The 17,050-nt window shown below is 65.6% G+C and carries 12 protein-coding genes; 10 read left to right on the top strand and 2 right to left on the bottom strand.

All coding sequences use genetic code 11. The features are described 5' to 3' along the window. Position 1 precedes the first annotated feature (1 nt). From ACOYR4_RS00350 to ACOYR4_RS00320, 7 genes are all read left to right on the top strand, one after another. On the top strand, positions 2 to 1,039 hold the full coding sequence (locus ACOYR4_RS00350; RefSeq protein ID WP_056056930.1) for a branched-chain amino acid ABC transporter permease: 1,038 nt from the start codon (positions 2 to 4) through the stop codon (positions 1,037 to 1,039). A gap of 17 nt (positions 1,040 to 1,056) precedes the next feature. Further along, complete coding sequence (locus tag ACOYR4_RS00345; RefSeq protein WP_422848273.1) at positions 1,057 to 2,238, top strand: ABC transporter substrate-binding protein; 1,182 nt, start codon at positions 1,057 to 1,059, stop codon at positions 2,236 to 2,238. A gap of 13 nt (positions 2,239 to 2,251) precedes the next feature. Continuing rightward, positions 2,252 to 3,070, top strand: coding sequence for an ABC transporter ATP-binding protein (locus ACOYR4_RS00340; RefSeq protein WP_057271180.1), 819 nt, complete (start codon positions 2,252 to 2,254; stop codon positions 3,068 to 3,070). Beyond that, a complete protein-coding gene (locus ACOYR4_RS00335) occupies positions 3,067 to 4,869 on the top strand; it encodes an AMP-dependent synthetase/ligase (RefSeq protein WP_422848272.1) in 1,803 nt (600 codons plus the stop codon). The genes ACOYR4_RS00340 and ACOYR4_RS00335 overlap by 4 nt, the downstream gene beginning before the upstream one ends. Positions 4,870 to 4,955: 86 nt before the next feature. Then, complete coding sequence (locus ACOYR4_RS00330; protein ID WP_422848271.1) at positions 4,956 to 5,789, top strand: enoyl-CoA hydratase/isomerase family protein; 834 nt, start codon at positions 4,956 to 4,958, stop codon at positions 5,787 to 5,789. A 164-nt stretch (positions 5,790 to 5,953) separates the two neighbouring features. Beyond that, positions 5,954 to 6,727 (top strand): pirin family protein, encoded by a 774-nt coding sequence (locus ACOYR4_RS00325; RefSeq protein ID WP_422848270.1) that lies wholly within the window; start codon positions 5,954 to 5,956, stop codon positions 6,725 to 6,727. Positions 6,728 to 6,765: 38 nt separating this feature from the next. Next, positions 6,766 to 7,521 carry a gamma-glutamylcyclotransferase gene (locus ACOYR4_RS00320; RefSeq protein WP_422848269.1) on the top strand — a complete coding sequence of 252 codons (756 nt, stop codon included), beginning with the start codon at positions 6,766 to 6,768 and terminating at the stop codon, positions 7,519 to 7,521. 28 nt (positions 7,522 to 7,549) lie between these two features. Here the strand turns inward: ACOYR4_RS00320 and ACOYR4_RS00315 are convergent, their stop codons facing one another. Next, complete coding sequence (locus ACOYR4_RS00315) at positions 7,550 to 8,620, bottom strand: recombination-associated protein RdgC (RefSeq protein WP_422848268.1); 1,071 nt, start codon at positions 8,618 to 8,620, stop codon at positions 7,550 to 7,552. A 334-nt stretch (positions 8,621 to 8,954) separates the two neighbouring features. On the opposite strand from ACOYR4_RS00315, the gene ACOYR4_RS00310 reads away from it, so the two are divergent. Then, complete coding sequence (locus ACOYR4_RS00310; protein ID WP_422848267.1) at positions 8,955 to 9,527, top strand: Spy/CpxP family protein refolding chaperone; 573 nt, start codon at positions 8,955 to 8,957, stop codon at positions 9,525 to 9,527. A 1,316-nt stretch (positions 9,528 to 10,843) separates the two neighbouring features. Here the strand turns inward: ACOYR4_RS00310 and ACOYR4_RS00305 are convergent. Beyond that, the gene (locus tag ACOYR4_RS00305) at positions 10,844 to 15,736 is read right to left on the bottom strand and encodes an EAL domain-containing protein (protein WP_110960621.1); all 4,893 of its coding nucleotides are present in this window, start codon (positions 15,734 to 15,736) and stop codon (positions 10,844 to 10,846) included. A 310-nt stretch (positions 15,737 to 16,046) separates the two neighbouring features. On the opposite strand from ACOYR4_RS00305, the gene ACOYR4_RS00300 reads away from it, so the two are divergent. Then, the gene (locus ACOYR4_RS00300) at positions 16,047 to 16,505 is read left to right on the top strand and encodes a MerR family DNA-binding transcriptional regulator (protein ID WP_422848266.1); all 459 of its coding nucleotides are present in this window, start codon (positions 16,047 to 16,049) and stop codon (positions 16,503 to 16,505) included. Positions 16,506 to 16,606: 101 nt separating this feature from the next. Further along, on the top strand, positions 16,607 to 17,038 hold the full coding sequence (locus tag ACOYR4_RS00295) for a PaaI family thioesterase (RefSeq protein ID WP_015011881.1): 432 nt from the start codon (positions 16,607 to 16,609) through the stop codon (positions 17,036 to 17,038). The last annotated feature ends 12 nt before the right edge of the window (positions 17,039 to 17,050 follow it).

The raw sequence follows: 17,050 nt of genomic DNA, 5'->3' as shown, positions 1-17,050 counted from the left end.
CATGCGCATCGGAACCCTCAAGGAAACCTACATCGCCGACGCAGCGCTGTTCGACTCGCGCACGCAAAAGGTGTGGCTGGCCGTGGGCGCCGCGCTGCTGGTGCTATTCCCCTTCATGGCCAGCGACTACTGGCTGTACCTGGCCTGCCTGGTCAGCATCAATGTGGCCAGCGCGACGGGCCTGAACATCCTCACGGGCTACACAGGCCTCGTCAGCCTGGGGCAGGCGGCCTTCATGGGCCTGGGCGCCTACACCGTGGCCGTGCTGGAAACCAAGGTGGGCACGCCCTTTGTGCTCAACCTGCTGGCCGGTGGCTTTGTCGCCATGCTGGGCGGCATCGTGGTGGGCATCCCCTCGCTGCGCGTGAAGGGGCTGTACCTGGCAATTGCCACCATTGCCGCATCGTTCATTGCGCACTTCATCTTTGCCAACTGGAAGTTCACCGGCGGCACTGGCGGCCTGAGCGTGCCGCCCGCCAAGCTGTTCGGTATGGCGCTCGACACGTCGTTCAGGCTGTACTGGCTCATCGTGCCGGTCACCATCCTGATGCTGCTGGGCGCGGCCAACCTGTTCCGCACGCGCGTAGGCCGCGCGTTCATCGCGATTCGCGACCGCGATATCTCGGCCGAGGTGCTGGGCATACCGCTGCTGCGCTACAAGCTGCTGTCGTTCGGGCTCTCGTCGTTCTACGCGGGCGTGGCAGGCGGGCTGTGGGCGTACTTCTTTCGCGTGGTCACGCCCGAGAGTTTTCCGCTGCTCATGTCCATCTTCTTCCTCGCGGCCATCATCGTCGGCGGCATGGGCTCCATCCTGGGCGGCATTCTGGGTGCGGTGTTCATGACCATGGTGCCCGAGCTGCTCAAGCTCGTGGTGGACCTGATGCCCGGCGGCAGCGAACTCACCGTGTTCCTCTCGCCCGTGCGCACGGTCATCTTTGGCCTGCTCATCATTGGTTTTCTCGTCTTCGAGCCCCATGGCCTGGCCGAAGTGTGGCGGCGCGTCCGTCGTTTCTTCCATCTCTGGCCTTTCCGCAACTAAACCTATAGGAGACAACCATGGACACACAACGCACTTCCTTCCAGCGCCGCCAACTCTTGCTCGGAGCCGCTGGTGCCGCAGCCCTCACCAGCCCGCTGTCGGTGCTGGCCCAAGGCGCCGAAGAGATCGTGATCGGCGGCTCCATCCCGCTCACCGGCGTGTTCGCGTTTGCGGGCGTGGGCATCAACGCGGGCATGGGCGACTACGTGAAGATGCTCAACGATGCGGGCGGCATCAAGGGCCGCAAGGTCAAGTACGTGCCCGAAGACACGGGCTACAAGGTCGATGTGTCGGTGGCTGCGTTCAAGAAGATCACCAGCCAGAACAAGGTCAACCTGTACTACGGCGACTCCACGGGCTTCTCCAAGACCATCAACCCCGAGCTGGACCGCAACGGCAACATCCTGATGGCCGGCGCGTCGTTTGCCACCGAACTCAACGACCCCAAGAAGTACCCCAACCAGTTCCTCGTGGGCCCCGACTACACCGAAATGTTCGGCATCCTGCTCAAGCACATTGCCAAGGAAAAGCCCGGTGCCAAGGTGGCCTTCGTGTACTCCGATTCGGAATTTGGCCGCGACCCCATCGAGTCCAGCGAAGCCATGGCCAAGCAGCTGGGCCTGTCGGTGCCCATCAAGATCATGACGCCCGCCGGCAGCGTGGATGTGTCCACCGAGGTCATCAAGCTGCGCCGCGCAGCGCCCGACTACACCATCTTTCACGGCTACATCCTCGCGCCCATCCCTGAGTTCATCACCCAGGGCAAGCAGCAGGGCATGACCAGCAAGTGGATGGGCACCTTCTGGACCATGGACAGCTCCACCGTCATGAAGATGGGCGACGCCGCCGACGGCTTCATGGGTGTGATGCCCTACCGCTACTACTACGACACCGAGAAGGCGCCCATGCTGGAGAAGATTCGCGCCCTGCGGCCCGAGTACCAGAGCACGGCCTACATCCAGGGCTTCCTGGCCGCCATGCTGTTCACCGAATCGGCCAAGCGCTGCCTGGATGCGGGCAAACCGCTCACCGGCCCCAACCTCAAGGCCGCGCTCAACTCCATCAAGGACTTCGACACGGGCGGGCTGATCGGCGTGCCGATCACCATCAGTGGCAACTCCATCCCCGTGGGACGCGTGTACCGCGCCGACATGAAGGCGCAAAAAATGGTGGCCGCATCTGACTGGATCAAGCTCTGACCCCGCCTTTGCCATGACCCAGCCAACCCCGGCCAACGTCCTCGAAGTCAACAACATCGAGGTCATCTACAACAAGGTGGTGCAGGCCCTGCGCGGCCTGTCGCTGGCCGTGCCACGTGGGCAGATCGTGGCGCTGCTGGGCAGCAACGGGGCGGGCAAAAGCACCACCCTCAAAGCGGTGTCGGGGCTGCTGGCGCTCGAAGATGGCACGGTGGAGAGCGGCAGCATCCACTTCAATGGCCAGCCCACGGCGGCCCTGGCGCCGCAGCAGCTGGTGCGCAACGGCCTGAGCCACGTGATGGAAGGCCGCCGCGTTTTTGAAGACCTCACGGTCGAAGAAAACCTGGTGGCCGCGACCTATGCGCTCACGGGCCGCAAGGACGCAACACCGGATTTCGACCTGGTCTACAGCTACTTTCCGCGTCTGCATGAGCGGCGCAAAGGCTTGGCCGGGTACCTGTCGGGCGGCGAACAGCAGATGCTGGCCATTGGCCGCGCGCTGATTGCGCAGCCCCAGCTCATCCTGCTCGACGAGCCCTCGCTGGGCCTTTCTCCGAAGCTGGTCGAAGACATCTTCACCATCATCGCGCGCATCAATGCCGAGCGGGGCACCAGCATGCTGCTGGTGGAGCAGAACGCCACCGTGGCCCTGGCCGTGGCGCACCGGGGCTACATCATGGAGAACGGCAAGATCGTGATCGACGGCACGGCCGAGCGCCTGGCCAACGACCCCGATGTGCGCGAGTTCTATCTGGGCATGGGCGGTGGTGGCGAGGCCAAGAGCTTCAAGGACATCAAGCACTACAAGCGTCGCAAACGCTGGCTGTCATGAGCACACTTCCCGACCTCCCCCTGCCCCAGATGCTGCGCGAGCGCGCACGCACCGACGCGCAGCGCATAGCCATCCGGCAAAAGGACTTCGGCATCTGGAAGCCCTTCACCTGGGCGCAGTACCACCAGCGTGCCAGTCACTTCGGCCTGGGTCTGCGCGCTCTGGGCCTGCCTGCGGGCGGGCATGTGGGCGTGATCTCCGAGAACCGCATCGAATGGGTGCTGGCCCAGATGGGCGCGGGCCTGGTGGGCGCCGTGACCGTGGGTGTGTACCCCACCAGCCCCACCAACGAAGTGGCCTATGTGGTCGGCCATGCCGACATCGAGATCATGGTCTGCGAAGACCAGGAGCAGACCGACAAGCTGCTGGCCGCGCTGCCCGATCTGCCGCGCCTGAAAAAGATCGTGGTCATGGAGACCAAGGGCCTGCGCAGCTTTGCGCCCGAGGTGCGCCAGTTCATCACCACGTTTGACGAGGTCGAGCAGCTGGGCGCGGCGTCGGGCCAGCAGGCCATCATCGACGATGCCCTGGCGCGCCAGCGGCTCGACGATGTGGGCCTGATGATCTACACCTCGGGCTCCACCGGCAAGCCCAAGGGCGCGATGATTTCGTACCGCAACATCCGGGGCGTGGTGCCTGGCATCGTGGACCGGCTGGAGCTGTCGCGCGAGACCACGCACCTGTCGTATCTGCCGCTGTGCCATGTGGCCGAGCAGATGCTGACCAGCTTTGTGCCGGTGTACATCGGCTCGCAGGTGAACTTTGGCGAGTCCATCCGCACGGTGCAGGAAGACCTGCGCGAGGTCGCACCCACCATGTTCCTGGGCGTGCCGCGCATCTGGGAAAAGCTGCACGCCGCCATCCACATCAAGCTGCAAGAGACCGGTGGCCTGCGCCGCGCGCTGTTCCACAAGGCCTACAACGCCTGCAAGCCGTTGGCTGAGAAGCCGCGCAGTGCCTGGAGCACTGCCGACAAGCTCACGTATGCCGCCAGCTACTGGCTGGTGTTCCGCGCGCTGCAGAACTTCATTGGCCTGCGCAATGCCCATGTGGCACTCACCGGCGCCGCACCCATTCCGCCCGACGTGGTGCGCTTCTTCCGCGTGCTGGGCGTGCCGCTCATCGAGGTGTATGGCCTGACCGAATCCACCGGTATGGTCACGGGCCACCGTCTGGACCATGTGGTGGTGGGCACCGTGGGCGTGCCCACGAAAGGTGTCACGCACCGCATTGCCGACACCGGCGAACTGCAGCTCAAAGGCGACATGGTGTTTGCGGGCTACTACAAGAACCCCGAAGCCACGGCCAGCAGCATCGTGGGCGGCTGGCTGCACACGGGCGATGTGGTGCGCGAAGAGCAGGGCCAGATCAAGATCGTGGATCGCCTGAAAGACATCATGATCACGGCCGGCGGCAAGAACCTCACGCCGTCCGAAATCGAGAACACGATGAAGGGCAGCCCCTTCATCAAGGAATGCATCATCGTGGCCGAGGCGCGCAAGTTTGTCGGTGCACTGGTGATGATCGACTACGAGACCGTGGGCAAGTGGGCCGAGGCGCGGCGCATTCCGTTCACGCACTACCGCTCGCTGGTGGAACACCCGGAGGTGCGCGGTCTCATTGACGCCGAAATCAACCAGGGCAACCAGCGCCTCGCGCAGGTCTCGCAGATCCGCAAGTTCCACCTGCTCACTAAGGAACTGGACCACGACGACGGCGAGGTGACCGCAACGATGAAAGTGCGCCGCGCAAGCATCTACAAAACCTATGCGGCCGAGATCGAGGCGCTGTACCAATAGCCCAGGGCTTGGCGCGTTGGAATCCATTTACTATCAAAACAGGAGCTGATAGCGCAATATCCACTAGCGCTTGAAGCGGATTGGACATGAAAAATACCGCCACAGACCCTGCAGCATCCTCCAATGCACCGTCCGCGCCCGCCCCACAGCAGACCCTGCTGCTGGAGCGCAACGGCGCCATCGCCACGCTCCGCTTCAACCGGCCCGAGGCGCTCAACGCCATCGATGTGCCCATGGCCAATGCCTTTCTGACCGCTGTGCAGACCGTTGCATCCGACCCCGGTGTACGCGCCGTGGTGCTGTGTGGCAACGGCCGGGGCTTCATGGCCGGGGGCGACCTGGCCACGCTGCGCGCCGATCCGGTGCAGGGCGCCATCGACATCCTCACGCCGCTCAATACCGCGCTGCAGTTGCTCACGCAGATGAATGCGCCGGTCGTTGCCCAGGTGCATGGCGCCGCTGCCGGTGCCGGCCTGAGCCTGGTGCTGATGGCCGACTATGTGATCGCTGCCGAAGGCACGCGCTTCAATCTGGCTTACATCAACCTGGGCACCAGCTGCGACGTGGGTGCCTCGTGGGCCTTGCCACGCATCGTAGGGGTGCGCCAGGCGCTGGAGATTGCGCTGCTGGGCGAAGCCTTCACGGTCGACGATGCCCTGCGCCTGGGCCTCGTCAACCGCGTGGTGCCCGGCGCCGAGCTGGACAGCGCCACCGCCACCCTCGCCCAGCGCCTGGCCAACGGCCCCACGCTGGCCTACGGCGCCATGAAGCGCCTGATGCGCACGTCGATGGACCACACGCTGCCCGAACAACTGGCCGCTGAAAAGGACGCCTTTGTGCACTGTGCAGGCACCGAAGACTTCCGTGCGGGGGTAGAGGCGTTTCACCAGCGCCAGAGCCCGCAGTTTGTGGGGCGGTAATCCGACGGTCCTCCTTCACAACCCCTGTTGCGCCACGGCCGCCCTGCGCGGGCATTGGTTACGATTCCAGAACACTCCGTTTGCCCGCCCCGGGTTTATGCCGGCGCCGAGGCCGTCTACAGTTCACGCAGTGTCACCACTGGGTGCGCAAAAGACAAATCCCCATGATCACCGTCCGCCCCTCCTCCGAACGGGGCCGGTCCTCCACCGGCTGGCTGCACAGCGCCCACAGCTTTTCGTTTGGCGACTACTTCGACCTGCGCCACCAGGGCCATGGCAACCTGCTGGTGCTCAACGACGACACGGTGGCGCCCGGCAAAGGCTTTGGCACACACGGGCACCGCGACATGGAGATCGTGAGCTATGTGCTCGACGGCGCCCTGGCCCACCAGGACAACCTGCACGAACGCACCGGCCAACAACCTGGCGGCCCAGCGGCCTCGGGGGCGCCAGGGGCTGATTCGGCGGAGGCTCCCACCGGCATCCTGCACCCGGGCGACGTACAGCGCATGAGCGCAGGCTGGGGCGTGCGCCACAGCGAATTCAATGCGCTGCCCGACCAGCCCACCCATTTTTTGCAGATCTGGATCAAGCCGCTGTTCACCGGCATACGCCCCAGCTACGAACAAAAACACTTCCCGCCCGCAGACCGCCGGGGCCGCCTGGTGCGCATTGCGTCGCGCCGGGGAGAGGACGGCTCGGTAAGCATGAACGCCGACGCCTCCATCTGGGCAGGCCTGCTGGACGGCAGCGAAACTGCCACCCAAGTGCTGAACCCTGAACGCCTGGCCTATGTGCACGTAGCGCGCGGGGCGCTGCAGGTCAACGGCATCGCACTGTCTGGTGGCGATGGCGCCCTGCTGGACGGCGAAACCACGCTGACCCTGCACGACGGCCATGATGCCGAGGTGCTGGTGTTTGACCTGGCGCGGCGTTAAGACGCGTGACGCTCCACCAGCGCACGGAACTGCCCCCCATGACCCCCGACAACGCCTTCCTCCACCTGCCCGAACTGCAAGGCCGGCTGACCCCCGCCCATGCCTCGGGCCTGCGCCTTACCGATGAGGTGCTGGCCGAATGGGACGCCCAGGCGCGCTGCCAGGGCCTGCCCGCCCACTGGCGCTTGCCAGACCACAAGGTCGAACAATCCCGCCGCGAGGTGCTTGCCGCCATCACGGCCCAGCAGCAGGATCTGTGGGTGTTTGCCTATGGCTCGCTGATGTGGAACCCAGGCTTTCACTTTGGCGAAGTGCGCCGCGCCTGCCTGCCCGGCTTTGCACGCCGTTTTGCCTTGAGCACCACCATCGGCCGGGGCACCCCCGATTGCCCGGGCCTGGTGCTGACCTTGCAGCGCACGGGCGACGAAGACCCACAGGGCTGCGAGGGCCTGGCATTCCGCATCCCGGCGCCGCTGGTGGAGGACGAGTCCCGCATGCTGTGGCGGCGCGAGATGATCACCGGCGCCTACTGCCCGCAACTGCTGCCCCTGCCAACGCCCCAGGGCGAGGTGCAGGCGCTGGTACTGGTCGCCAACACAGCCCATACCCATTACCGGGCCAATCTGTCCCTGCAGGCCACGGCCACAACCATTGCCACCGCCTGCGGGCGCATTGGCAGCAACCGGGACTATCTGGAGCAGCTGGTGCAGCAGTGCGAGGTGCTGGGCATTGAAGACACCTATGTACGTGAGCTGGCGGCGTTGGTGGATGCCGCCTGCGGCCGCAGCCGCTGAAGCCACCATGGCCCGGCGGGCCGCGGTGTCAGAACGGTGCCGATTCCGGGTCGGTATCGACGGGCACTTCGCGGGGACCAGTCACCACCCCACCCCCAGCCACTTTGCGCGCCGGGGCAGAGGGTACTTCTGCGGCCATCGGTGGCCGTGATGCCGCTGGAGCGGTTTCCGCCCGGTCGCTGGCCACGGCCTGCGCTGCACTCGCCACCCCACTCTCCGAGTCCCCTCCCAGCGCCTCGATCAGGTCCGGAATCAGCTTGACCAGTTCGCCCGTGGCGATCGCCACGTCGGTGTCAAAGCCGCCGTCGTCCGCCTCGGTGCCTTCAAACACGGTGTCGAGGAACGACACTTTCTTGATCTGCAGGCCTTCGGTGAGCATGAAGCTCACGCGGTCGTCCCAGGTGAGTGCCAGCTTGGTGGGCAGCTTGCCCGCGTCGATGTGGGCCTGCACCTCTTCGATGTCGAGCGGGTGGCGGGCGTAGCGCACCACGGCTTTTTCTTCGTTGGCGCTTTTCAATTCGCACTCACGGTCCACCGTGAAGCCCACGGGCGGCTCCTGCTCCTTGAGCCAGTGGGCCATGGCGGCCTGGGGGCTGGTCTGGGTGTCGAGCAGCGACACCGACAGGCCGGGCAGCGATTCGACCAGCAGGGTCACCACTTCATCGGCGCGGCCCTGGCTGGACGTGTCCAGCACCAAGAGGCGCGAGGCCGTATCGATCCAGATCCACATCGAGCCCTGCTTGGTGAAGGCCATGGGCAGCAGGTCCAGCTTGGCCTCGTCTTTCAGCTCCTTGCTTTCCTTCTTGCCGGGCTTGCGGCCGGTTTCCTTTTCGATGCGTTCGGCCTTTTCCTTGACCTTGCGCGCCAGCACGCTGCCGGGCAGCACCTTGGTCTCGACCATGAAGCGCAGGATCCACTGCCCGCCCACCGATTCGACCAGGGGGCCATGCAATTCACCCCGGGGGGGCACCCAGCCCAGCGACTTCTCCTGCGTGGCGCCACATTCCTGGAAAGGGGCCTTGGCCAGCGCTTCTTCCACTTGCGTCAACTCGACCTGCCATTGCGGAGCAATGCGGTACACGATCATGTTCTTGAACACGGAAAACCTTTGGTTGGGGTCGCTGCGAACAACGACACGGACACAGAACCCGCCATTGTCGGCGGTCGCCACCCTGGCGCCGGGCCGCTGGGACACGGACAGCCCTTGGGGGACTGAAAAAGCTACACAATCAATAGCAATCGGGGCATATGGCACCAGCGCATCGTCCAATATTTGCCCCAAATGATGCTGCAGGCTGCTTTGCAAGCGTTCGCCGCAACTTTACACAGCCTCACCCAACACGCACGGTGGCGATACGTGGGCGGCAGACACTGGACTCCAATCGCTGAAACGGTCGTTGCAGCGAGCTCACCACCGCGAAAGGACTTCCACCATGGCCTCCCGTTTCTCTCACCCCCTCTCCCACCGTATTGCCGCCACTGCCCTGCTCGCCGCCATGGCCTTGCCTGTGCTGGCCCAGCAACCCCCCGCAGCGCCTGCAGCCCCCAAGGCCCCCGCCGAAGGCCGCCATGAACGCCACCACGGCGACATGGCACAGCGCCATGCCAAGCGCCTGGCAGACCTGAAAGCCCAGCTCAAGCTGACCCCTGCCCAGGAATCGGCCTGGACCACCTTCACCACCGCCATGCAGCCCGGCGAACGTCCCGCCCGCCTGGACCGCCAGGACATGGACAAGCTGACCACGCCGGAACGCATCGACCGCATGCGCGCAATGCGCGCCCAGCATGCCGCCGAAGCCGACCGCCGCGGCGAGGCCACCAAGGCCTTCTACGCCACGTTGACGCCCGAGCAGCAAAAGACCTTTGATGCCCAAGCCCACCGCGGCCGCCCCATGGGTGGCATGCGGGGCGGTGAGGGCCGCCACGGGCATGGCGACCACCATGGCGGCATGCGCGGAGGCGAAGGCCGTCCGGGCCCTGCCCCCACGCCTGCGCCCGCCAAGTAAGGCATAGCCCTGAACTGGGGCGACAGGCGCTGGAGCCTATCGCCACCCGGGGAATGTTTTAAATCCCTCTGTCATTCCTATCCCTGCCAACCCGGCGTTCTACAAAGAACGCCGGGTTTTTTCTTGGACGGTCCCGCGCTGAGGGTGCCTTACAGGGCCATGAGACGAGCCAAGGAGCGCAAGCCCATGTAGCTGTGGATAACCCTGGGCACATTTTTGGCACAACCAGGCAGTTATCCACACAAAACGCCGCCGCCCGAAAGTTGTTGTCGACGAGCCCCGCACTTTGCGCGCGCCGCCCCACATACTTTGCAGCGACGCAAGTGCGCGTCAACGTTGAAGAAAAAGCGCTTGTCCACACAAACAGGCGTTCTCTACTACTACTGCTATTTATATATAAAGCCTTTAAAGAATAACCAGAACCCCCAATCCGGGCACCTGTCACCTCCGGGGACGGGTCCATCGACCGATTGGACAACCTGACAGACAGGCGATTGATGCCGGAATGGGGAAGTAACGGCTCGGCCGGGCGGTCCTGTCCGGTGGATCGCTCACTCCGTTGGAGGCTACAAAGAGAAGTTGCTGGTGGGGGGCGATGCCTTTCATGCCGCACCAGCGGGTGCAATGCTTCCGCCACCTGGGGCACCCCATCCGCCTTCAGCCAGAGGGGGATGACCCTGTCCCACAGGCTTGGTCCGAACCCTTGCAGCCAAGGAGAAGGAGCATGGTTTCCCTCATTTGCTATCAATTGATGAGCATTCAGGGCACGAAGCCGTGGCGCTCCCCTTCGTTTTGGGCCCATTTCCTGCCACCGATGCGCGCGGTGCGTAAAACTGGGGATAGTTTTGGCACAACCGGGGGCTTATCCACAGAAAACTGCGTGGCACCGCTTTTGTCCCCGCTCGGGAGACAACGGGAGCAGGGCGGGGTGCACAGGGTTGGCAACGGGCTAAGTGCGCGCCAGCGCTGGCAAAAATGCAGTTGTCCACACGCCGGGCCGCCCTCTACTACTACGACTATGTATTTATAAAAGACATAAGAAGAAGACAGAGGACAACTGAGTCCACGCAAACGGCAGGGGTGGATGAAAGCCGCACCCACATGCCGGGCGTACCAGTGCTGGCCCAGGATCCAAGATGCGATCTGGAACCGCCCAGAAGGCCGTGGAGGGCCTTGGGCGCAAAAGCAGACCCAAGGGGGGCCGAAACAGACCCACAGGCTGCTCACGGGCCTCCTGAGGCCCTCAGAAGGGAGTTAGGGGGTTATTAAGGGGCTTGGGATGTGGACAAGGGCCGGGAACACCCGGCGGGCGCCACTTATGCCTGCGAGGTGCGCAGGAAGCTGTCCAGAACGTCCACCGACAGCGCCTTGCTGAACAGGTAGCCTTGGTAGAGCTGGCAGCCTGCGCGGGCCAGCAGCGCGCATTGCTCGGGCGTTTCCACGCCTTCGGCAATCACTTCCAGCCCCAGGCTGCGTGACAGGCCGATGATGGTGTCCACAATGGCGGCGTCGTTGGGGTCGGTCAGCAGGTCGCGCACAAAACTCTGGTCGATCTTGAGCTGGTCGAGCGGCATGCGCTTCAAGTAGCTCAGGCTGGAGTAACCCGTGCCAAAGTCGTCCAGCGAGAAGCCCACCCCGTACGACCGCAGCGCGGTCATGGTGGCGATGGTGGTTTCCATGTCTTCCACCAGCAGGCTTTCGGTCAGCTCCAGCTTGAGCTGGGCCGAGGGTGCGCCGGTGATGGCCAGCACGCGGGCCACGTCGTCCACAAAACTGGCATGGCGGAACTGGCGCGAACTCACGTTCACGGCCATGGTCAGGTGCGACAGGGCCGGGTCGCTCTGCCAGCTGGCCAGCAGCTTGCACGCGGTGTGCAGCACCCAGCGGCCCAGTGGCAGGATCAGACCCGTTTCTTCGGCCAGCGGGATGAACTGTGCGGGCGACACCATGCCGCGCTGCGGGTGGGCCCAGCGCACCAGTGCCTCCACCCCCACGCAGCGGCCCGACTGGTGGATCTGCGGCTGGAAGTGCAGCAAAAACTCTTCCTGCATCAGCGCCGAGCGCAGGTCGGTTTCCAGCCCCGCGCGCGCCGTGACCACGGCCTGCATGTCGGGGTCAAAAAAGCGCAGCGTGTTGCGGCCCGCCGTCTTGGCCTGGTACATGGCCAGGTCGGCCTGCTTGAGCAGCTCGCCCACCGTGGTGCGCTCGCCGGTGAAGGGCGCAATGCCGATGCTGGGCGTACTGCGGTACTGGTAGCCCTGCAGCGCATAGGGCACGGCCAGCATGGCCAGGATCTTTTCACCCACGCCCCGGGCGTGCAGCGCCAGCTCGTGCGGCTTGGGGCTGAGTTCTTCCAGCATGACCACAAACTCGTCACCCCCCAGCCGGGCCACCGTGTCCACGCTGCGCACACAGGTGTTCAGGCGCTGCGCCACCTGTTGCAGCAGCAGGTCGCCCTGGTCGTGGCCCAGGGTGTCGTTCAGGGTCTTGAAGTTGTCGAGGTCGATGAACAGCAGCGCTCCGCCCTGCTGGCGCCGCTGCGCGGTGGCCAGGGCCTGGTGCATGCGGTCCATGAGCAGCATGCGGTTGGGCAGGCCGGTGAGCGCGTCGTAGAACGCCAGGCGCTGGATCTCGCGCTCGCTGGCCTTGCGCTGGCGGATATCGGTGTTGATGGCCAGGATGGACTGAGGCTGGCCGTCGTCGCCCCGCACCAGCGTCCAGCGGCCTTCCACCTCGATGGTGCTGCCATCGCGGTGGCGCTGCACGATCTCGCCCGTCCACTCGCCCTGCTCCAGCACCGTTTGCGTGGCGTGACGGAAGTGCGTGGGGTCTTCGTACAGCAGCGTCTCGATGGACTGCCCCAGCGCCTGCAGCTGCGACCAGCCGTACAGGCGCTCCGCGCTCTTGTTCCAGAAGATGATGCGGTGGTCCAGGTCGCGCACCAGGATGGCGTCCTGCGCCTTGTCCAGCAGCGAGGCCTGGTGGCGGATGCGGATGTCGGCCAGCTGCCGCTCGATCTCGGCCGACGCACGCGAGGCGAAGATCTGCAGCGTGGAGGTGATGAAGTCCGTGTCCGCAATCGCGTGGCGGAACAGCACGAAGACGATGCCCACCACCTCGCCGTCGGCATTGCACAGCTGCTGGCCCACATAGGCCTGGGCACCCACCGCGCGCAGCACGGGGGCTTCGGGGTACAGCTGCTGCACCTTGTCGGTCACCACATGGGTGCGCTGCGACATCAGCAACAGGCTCGGTGTGCCATCCAGGCTGTATTCGTCGTTGGGCAGCATCTGGCCGTCGAGCACGGCCGCCAGCGTGACGACCCGAGGCGCCTGGCCCTGCGACTGCGGCAGCAGCCGCACCACGCAGCCGCCCTGCGCATCCAGCGCATCGGCCATGTTGCGCACCAGCTGCACAAAAAATTCGGTGCCCGTGCTGGCCGACACGGCGGCCGCCACCTTGAGCACCGAGGCCTGCAGCCGCTGCTGCGCCTTGTGCGCGCGCAGGCTGGTGATGCCGATGGCCAGGTCGTTGGACAGCTCCTGCAGCAGCGCGGCCTCTTCGGGGCTGATCTGCAGCACGTCGGGAGCGTACAGGTACAGCAGGCCAAAGCTGCGCTCTTGTGCATGGTCGCGCGCATGCTCGCGCAGCGGCAGGCAGATCACCCCGTGAAAGCCATGCTCCAGCATGCGCTCGGTCCAATCAGCAAAGTCCCCTTCGGTGCGGATGTCCTGCACGATCACCGGCTGGCCGGTGCGCACCGCAATGCCCGCCGGGCCCCGGCCATAGGGATCGTCGGCCGACCAGCTCAGGTGCAGGTTTTCCAGGTAGTTCTGGTTGTAGCCCGCATGGGCTACCGGGCGGATGGACTTGCGCTCATCGTCCATGGCAAACCCCACCCAGCCCATGCGGTAGCCGCCGATGTCCACCGCAATCTGGCAGATGGCCTGCAGCAGCGCGGTCTCGGACGTGGCGCGCACCAGGGTCTCGTTGCACGCGCTCAGCAGGCGCTGGGCGCGGCCCATGCGTGCCAGCTCGCGCTCGGTGCGCAGGCGTTCGGTCACGTCGGTGGCCAGCACCTGGCGGGCCGGGCGCCCGTTGAAGCTGATGCTGCCCGCCGTGATCTCCACATCCATGAAGCTGCCGTCCTTCTTGATGTGGCGGCTGATGACGGGCTTGTTGCGCTGGTCCATCGGAACGGCGCGGATGTTGGCCTCGACGTTGGGGCGCCGGTCAGCGGGCCACAGATCCAGCATTGACATGGTCAGCAGCTCGGACTCGGTGTAGCCGTAGTGGCGCTCCATCGATCGGTTCACAGCCTGCAGCTGCAGGGTTTCGCGGTCGTACACCCACATGGGATGCGGGTGCTCGTCAAACAGCATGCGGTATTGCTGCTCGGACGCATGCAGTTGCCCGGCCACGTGCCGCAGCTGCACCATGGCACCCAGCGACTCGGTCAGGATCTCCAGGTGCGCCACATCGCGGCGTGAAAACGCATTGACCTTGTCCGATGTGACCTTGAGCGACCCGACGATGGCGTCGCCACTGCGCAGCGGCACCGCCATCACCGACCGCACGCCGTGGCGGTGGGGCATCGACGCCATGTCCCAGCCCTCGGCCTCGGTGTCGTTGCACACCACGGTCTGGCCCTTGCTGAGCGCGGGCCAGAGCAGGCTCTGGTCCACCGCCAGCAGGTTGCCCACCGGGCGCACGTGGTCACCGGCCGACGCCTGCGCCACCAGCTGGCGGCCTTGCAGCAGCTCCACCATGGCGCCGCGCGCTTCGGTCTGGCGCAGCACGGTGCTGGCCACCAGCTGCAGCACCTCAGGCAGCGGCATGTCCAGCGACGAGATGCGCTGCTGCACCTGCAGCAGCTCGGCATGGTTCTGTGCGTCGCGCTGGGCGTCCAGGTCGGCCAGCTTTTGCGCGCTGATGTCGGTCATGCCGCCCACCATGCGCACGGCCTTACCCTGCAGGTCGCGGATCAGGAAGCCCCGGTCCAGCACCCAGGCATAGCTGCCATCCTGGCGGCGAAAGCGGTACTCATCCGACCAGTGGTTGGCCGTGCCGTCGATGGCGGCATGGATACCTTCAAGCACTTCTTCGCTGTCATCGGGGTGCAGCCGCAAGGTCCACGAGGTGCTGTCCGGCGGCAACTGGTCGAGCGGCACGCCGAACAGGGTCTGCATGCCCTCGTTCCACCACATGGCATCGGTGTGCAGGTTCCAGTCCCACACCGCGTCGGCCGTGGCGCGTGAGACTAGGTGAAAGCGCTCTTCGCTTTCACGGCGGGCCTGCCGGGCCTGGTGCTGGGCCGAGATGTCCTGAAACGCCCCCTGAACCCGCATGATTTGGCCGTCAGCGTCGCGCACCGCCTGCCCGGTGGTGCGCACCCAGAAATGCCGCCCTGCCGGTGTGACGAGTTCGGCTTCCAGGTCAAACGGTGTGCCGTGGCGGATACAGCTCTCAAACGCTGCCTGCATGGCCTGCCGGTGCGGGGGCAGGTACAGCTCCATGATCTGTTCCACCGAGCCCACACGCCCCGCAATGCCGAAGGCGGCGGCGATCTCCTGCGACCAGTTCAGCTGCAGGCTGGGCAGCTCCACAATCCAGCCGCCAATGCGGGCCATCTGCCCGGCCACGCGCAGGGTCTCGCTCTGGGCCAGCAACTCGGCGTGCATCTTGTCGCGCTGCTGCACCAGGTCGGCCAGCACCTGCTTCTGGCGGCGCAGTTCCAGCTGCACCATGGCCTGCTCGGCCAGTATGCGCAGGCCCTCCAGCTGCTCGGCCTCGATGTGCCGGGGGATGGAGTCCAACACCGCCAGCGTGCCCAGCGCCTGCCCTTCGGGCGTGACCAGCGGCACGCAGGCATAAAAGCGCACATGGGGGTCCTGCGTGACCAGCGGGTTGTGGGCAAAAACCGGGTGCTTGTGCGTGTCGTTAACCACCATCGGCTCGCGACTGCCGCTCAGCGCATGTGCGCAGAACGCTATCGCGCGCTCGGTCTCCCTGAACGGCACACCGACTGCGGCCTTGAACCACTGCCGGTCGCTGTCCACGAAGTTGACCACCGCCATAGGGCACTGGCACACGCGCGCGGCCAGGGTGGCCAGCTGGTCAAAGCTGTCTTCCGTCGGGGTGTCGAGGATCGCGTAAGACTGCAGCGCCTGGAGCCGTGCGGCCTCTGCGGTGGCTTGCGCTGGTGGCATGGTCAGTCCACCGTGGCGCCGCTGCGCACGCAGCTGCCCAGCCTGGTCAGTGCGACCAGGCCATGGGTGGCGGGGCGGAGTAGCGTCGGCAAGGCAATCGGGCAGTAGAGGGAGCGTGCAATGCGGCTGCACCGCGCGCTCAGGGTCACAGCGCCACAGGCACTGCGGCAAAGAGTGTGAATGCTACACCGCACAGCCCTTGCTGGCGATCTGCGCCCATGGGGGTTTGCCCCAAAAAAACACAGTGTTCTGACCTTGCGCAGTCACCCAGGCAACCTTCGCGCAACGCGAGGCTTGCTAACGTGGCCCCATGCAGATTTCCGAACTCGCACAACAGGCCTCGGTGTCCGTCCACGCGCTGCGCCACTACGAGCGGCTGGGCCTCATCCGCCCGGACCGCCGGGCCAACGGCTATCGCGACTACCCGGCCCGCATGCGGCGCGAGGTGGTGTTCATTGTCATGTCGCGGCAGCTGGGCTTCAGCCTGCCGCAGATAGCGCTGCGCCTGGACGAATACCGCGCCGGTACCCTGGGCATTGATGACATGGTGCAGGCCTTGCAGGAACGTGTGGACGCCATCGACCAACAGATCGCTGCGCTGCAGTCCCAAAAATCCACGGTGCAGGCGCACCAGGCCTGGTTGCGCAACCCGTTGCGCCAGCAGCCGCAGCGGTCGTCATCTGCGGCGCGGCAAACCCGCTCGGGCCCAGCCACCACGCCCGCCAGGCCCTGGCCGCGTGTGCGCGGCCCGGCAGCCCGCAAGCCCTAGCCCTCGGGCCCGCACAACCCCCTCAGCAGGAGACAACCACCATGACTGTTCCACCGACACCCCAGTCCAGCTATACCGAGTCCCACCCACCCCAAGCCATTATGGAAGCCTTGAAAGGCATGGTGCTGGCCATGCCCATGGCCCGCACGCTGGGGCTGCGCTTTGTGCATGCCGAGCCCGGGCGGGTGGAGGTGGAGATACCGGTGAGCGAGGCCTTCAGCTTTCGCCCCGGTCAGTTGCAGGCCACGGCCGTGTTTGCGGTGGCCGACTTTGCGGCGGTGGCCGCGGCAGGCAGTGTGTTGCCGCCCGGCTGGACCAATGCCACGGTGGACACCACCCTGAAAATTGTGGCCCCCGCGCAGGGCGAATGCCTGCGGGCGCGCGGCCGTGTGGTGGATGCGGGGCGCCTGCTCACCGTCTGTGCGGCCGATGTGTGGGCGGTGGATGCCGCGGGGCAGGAGCGGCTGTGCGCCACGCTGCTCGCCACGGCGCGCAACATCGACACCGGCGCCCCACGCCCGCCCCGGGGCTGACCGCTGCTGCGG

It is taken from the genome of Acidovorax sp. M14 (assembly GCF_049331375.1).
Lineage (GTDB): Bacteria > Pseudomonadota > Gammaproteobacteria > Burkholderiales > Burkholderiaceae_C > Acidovorax.
Note: the sequence above shows the minus strand (reverse complement) of the source record. Positions and strands in the feature narration are given on the sequence as shown.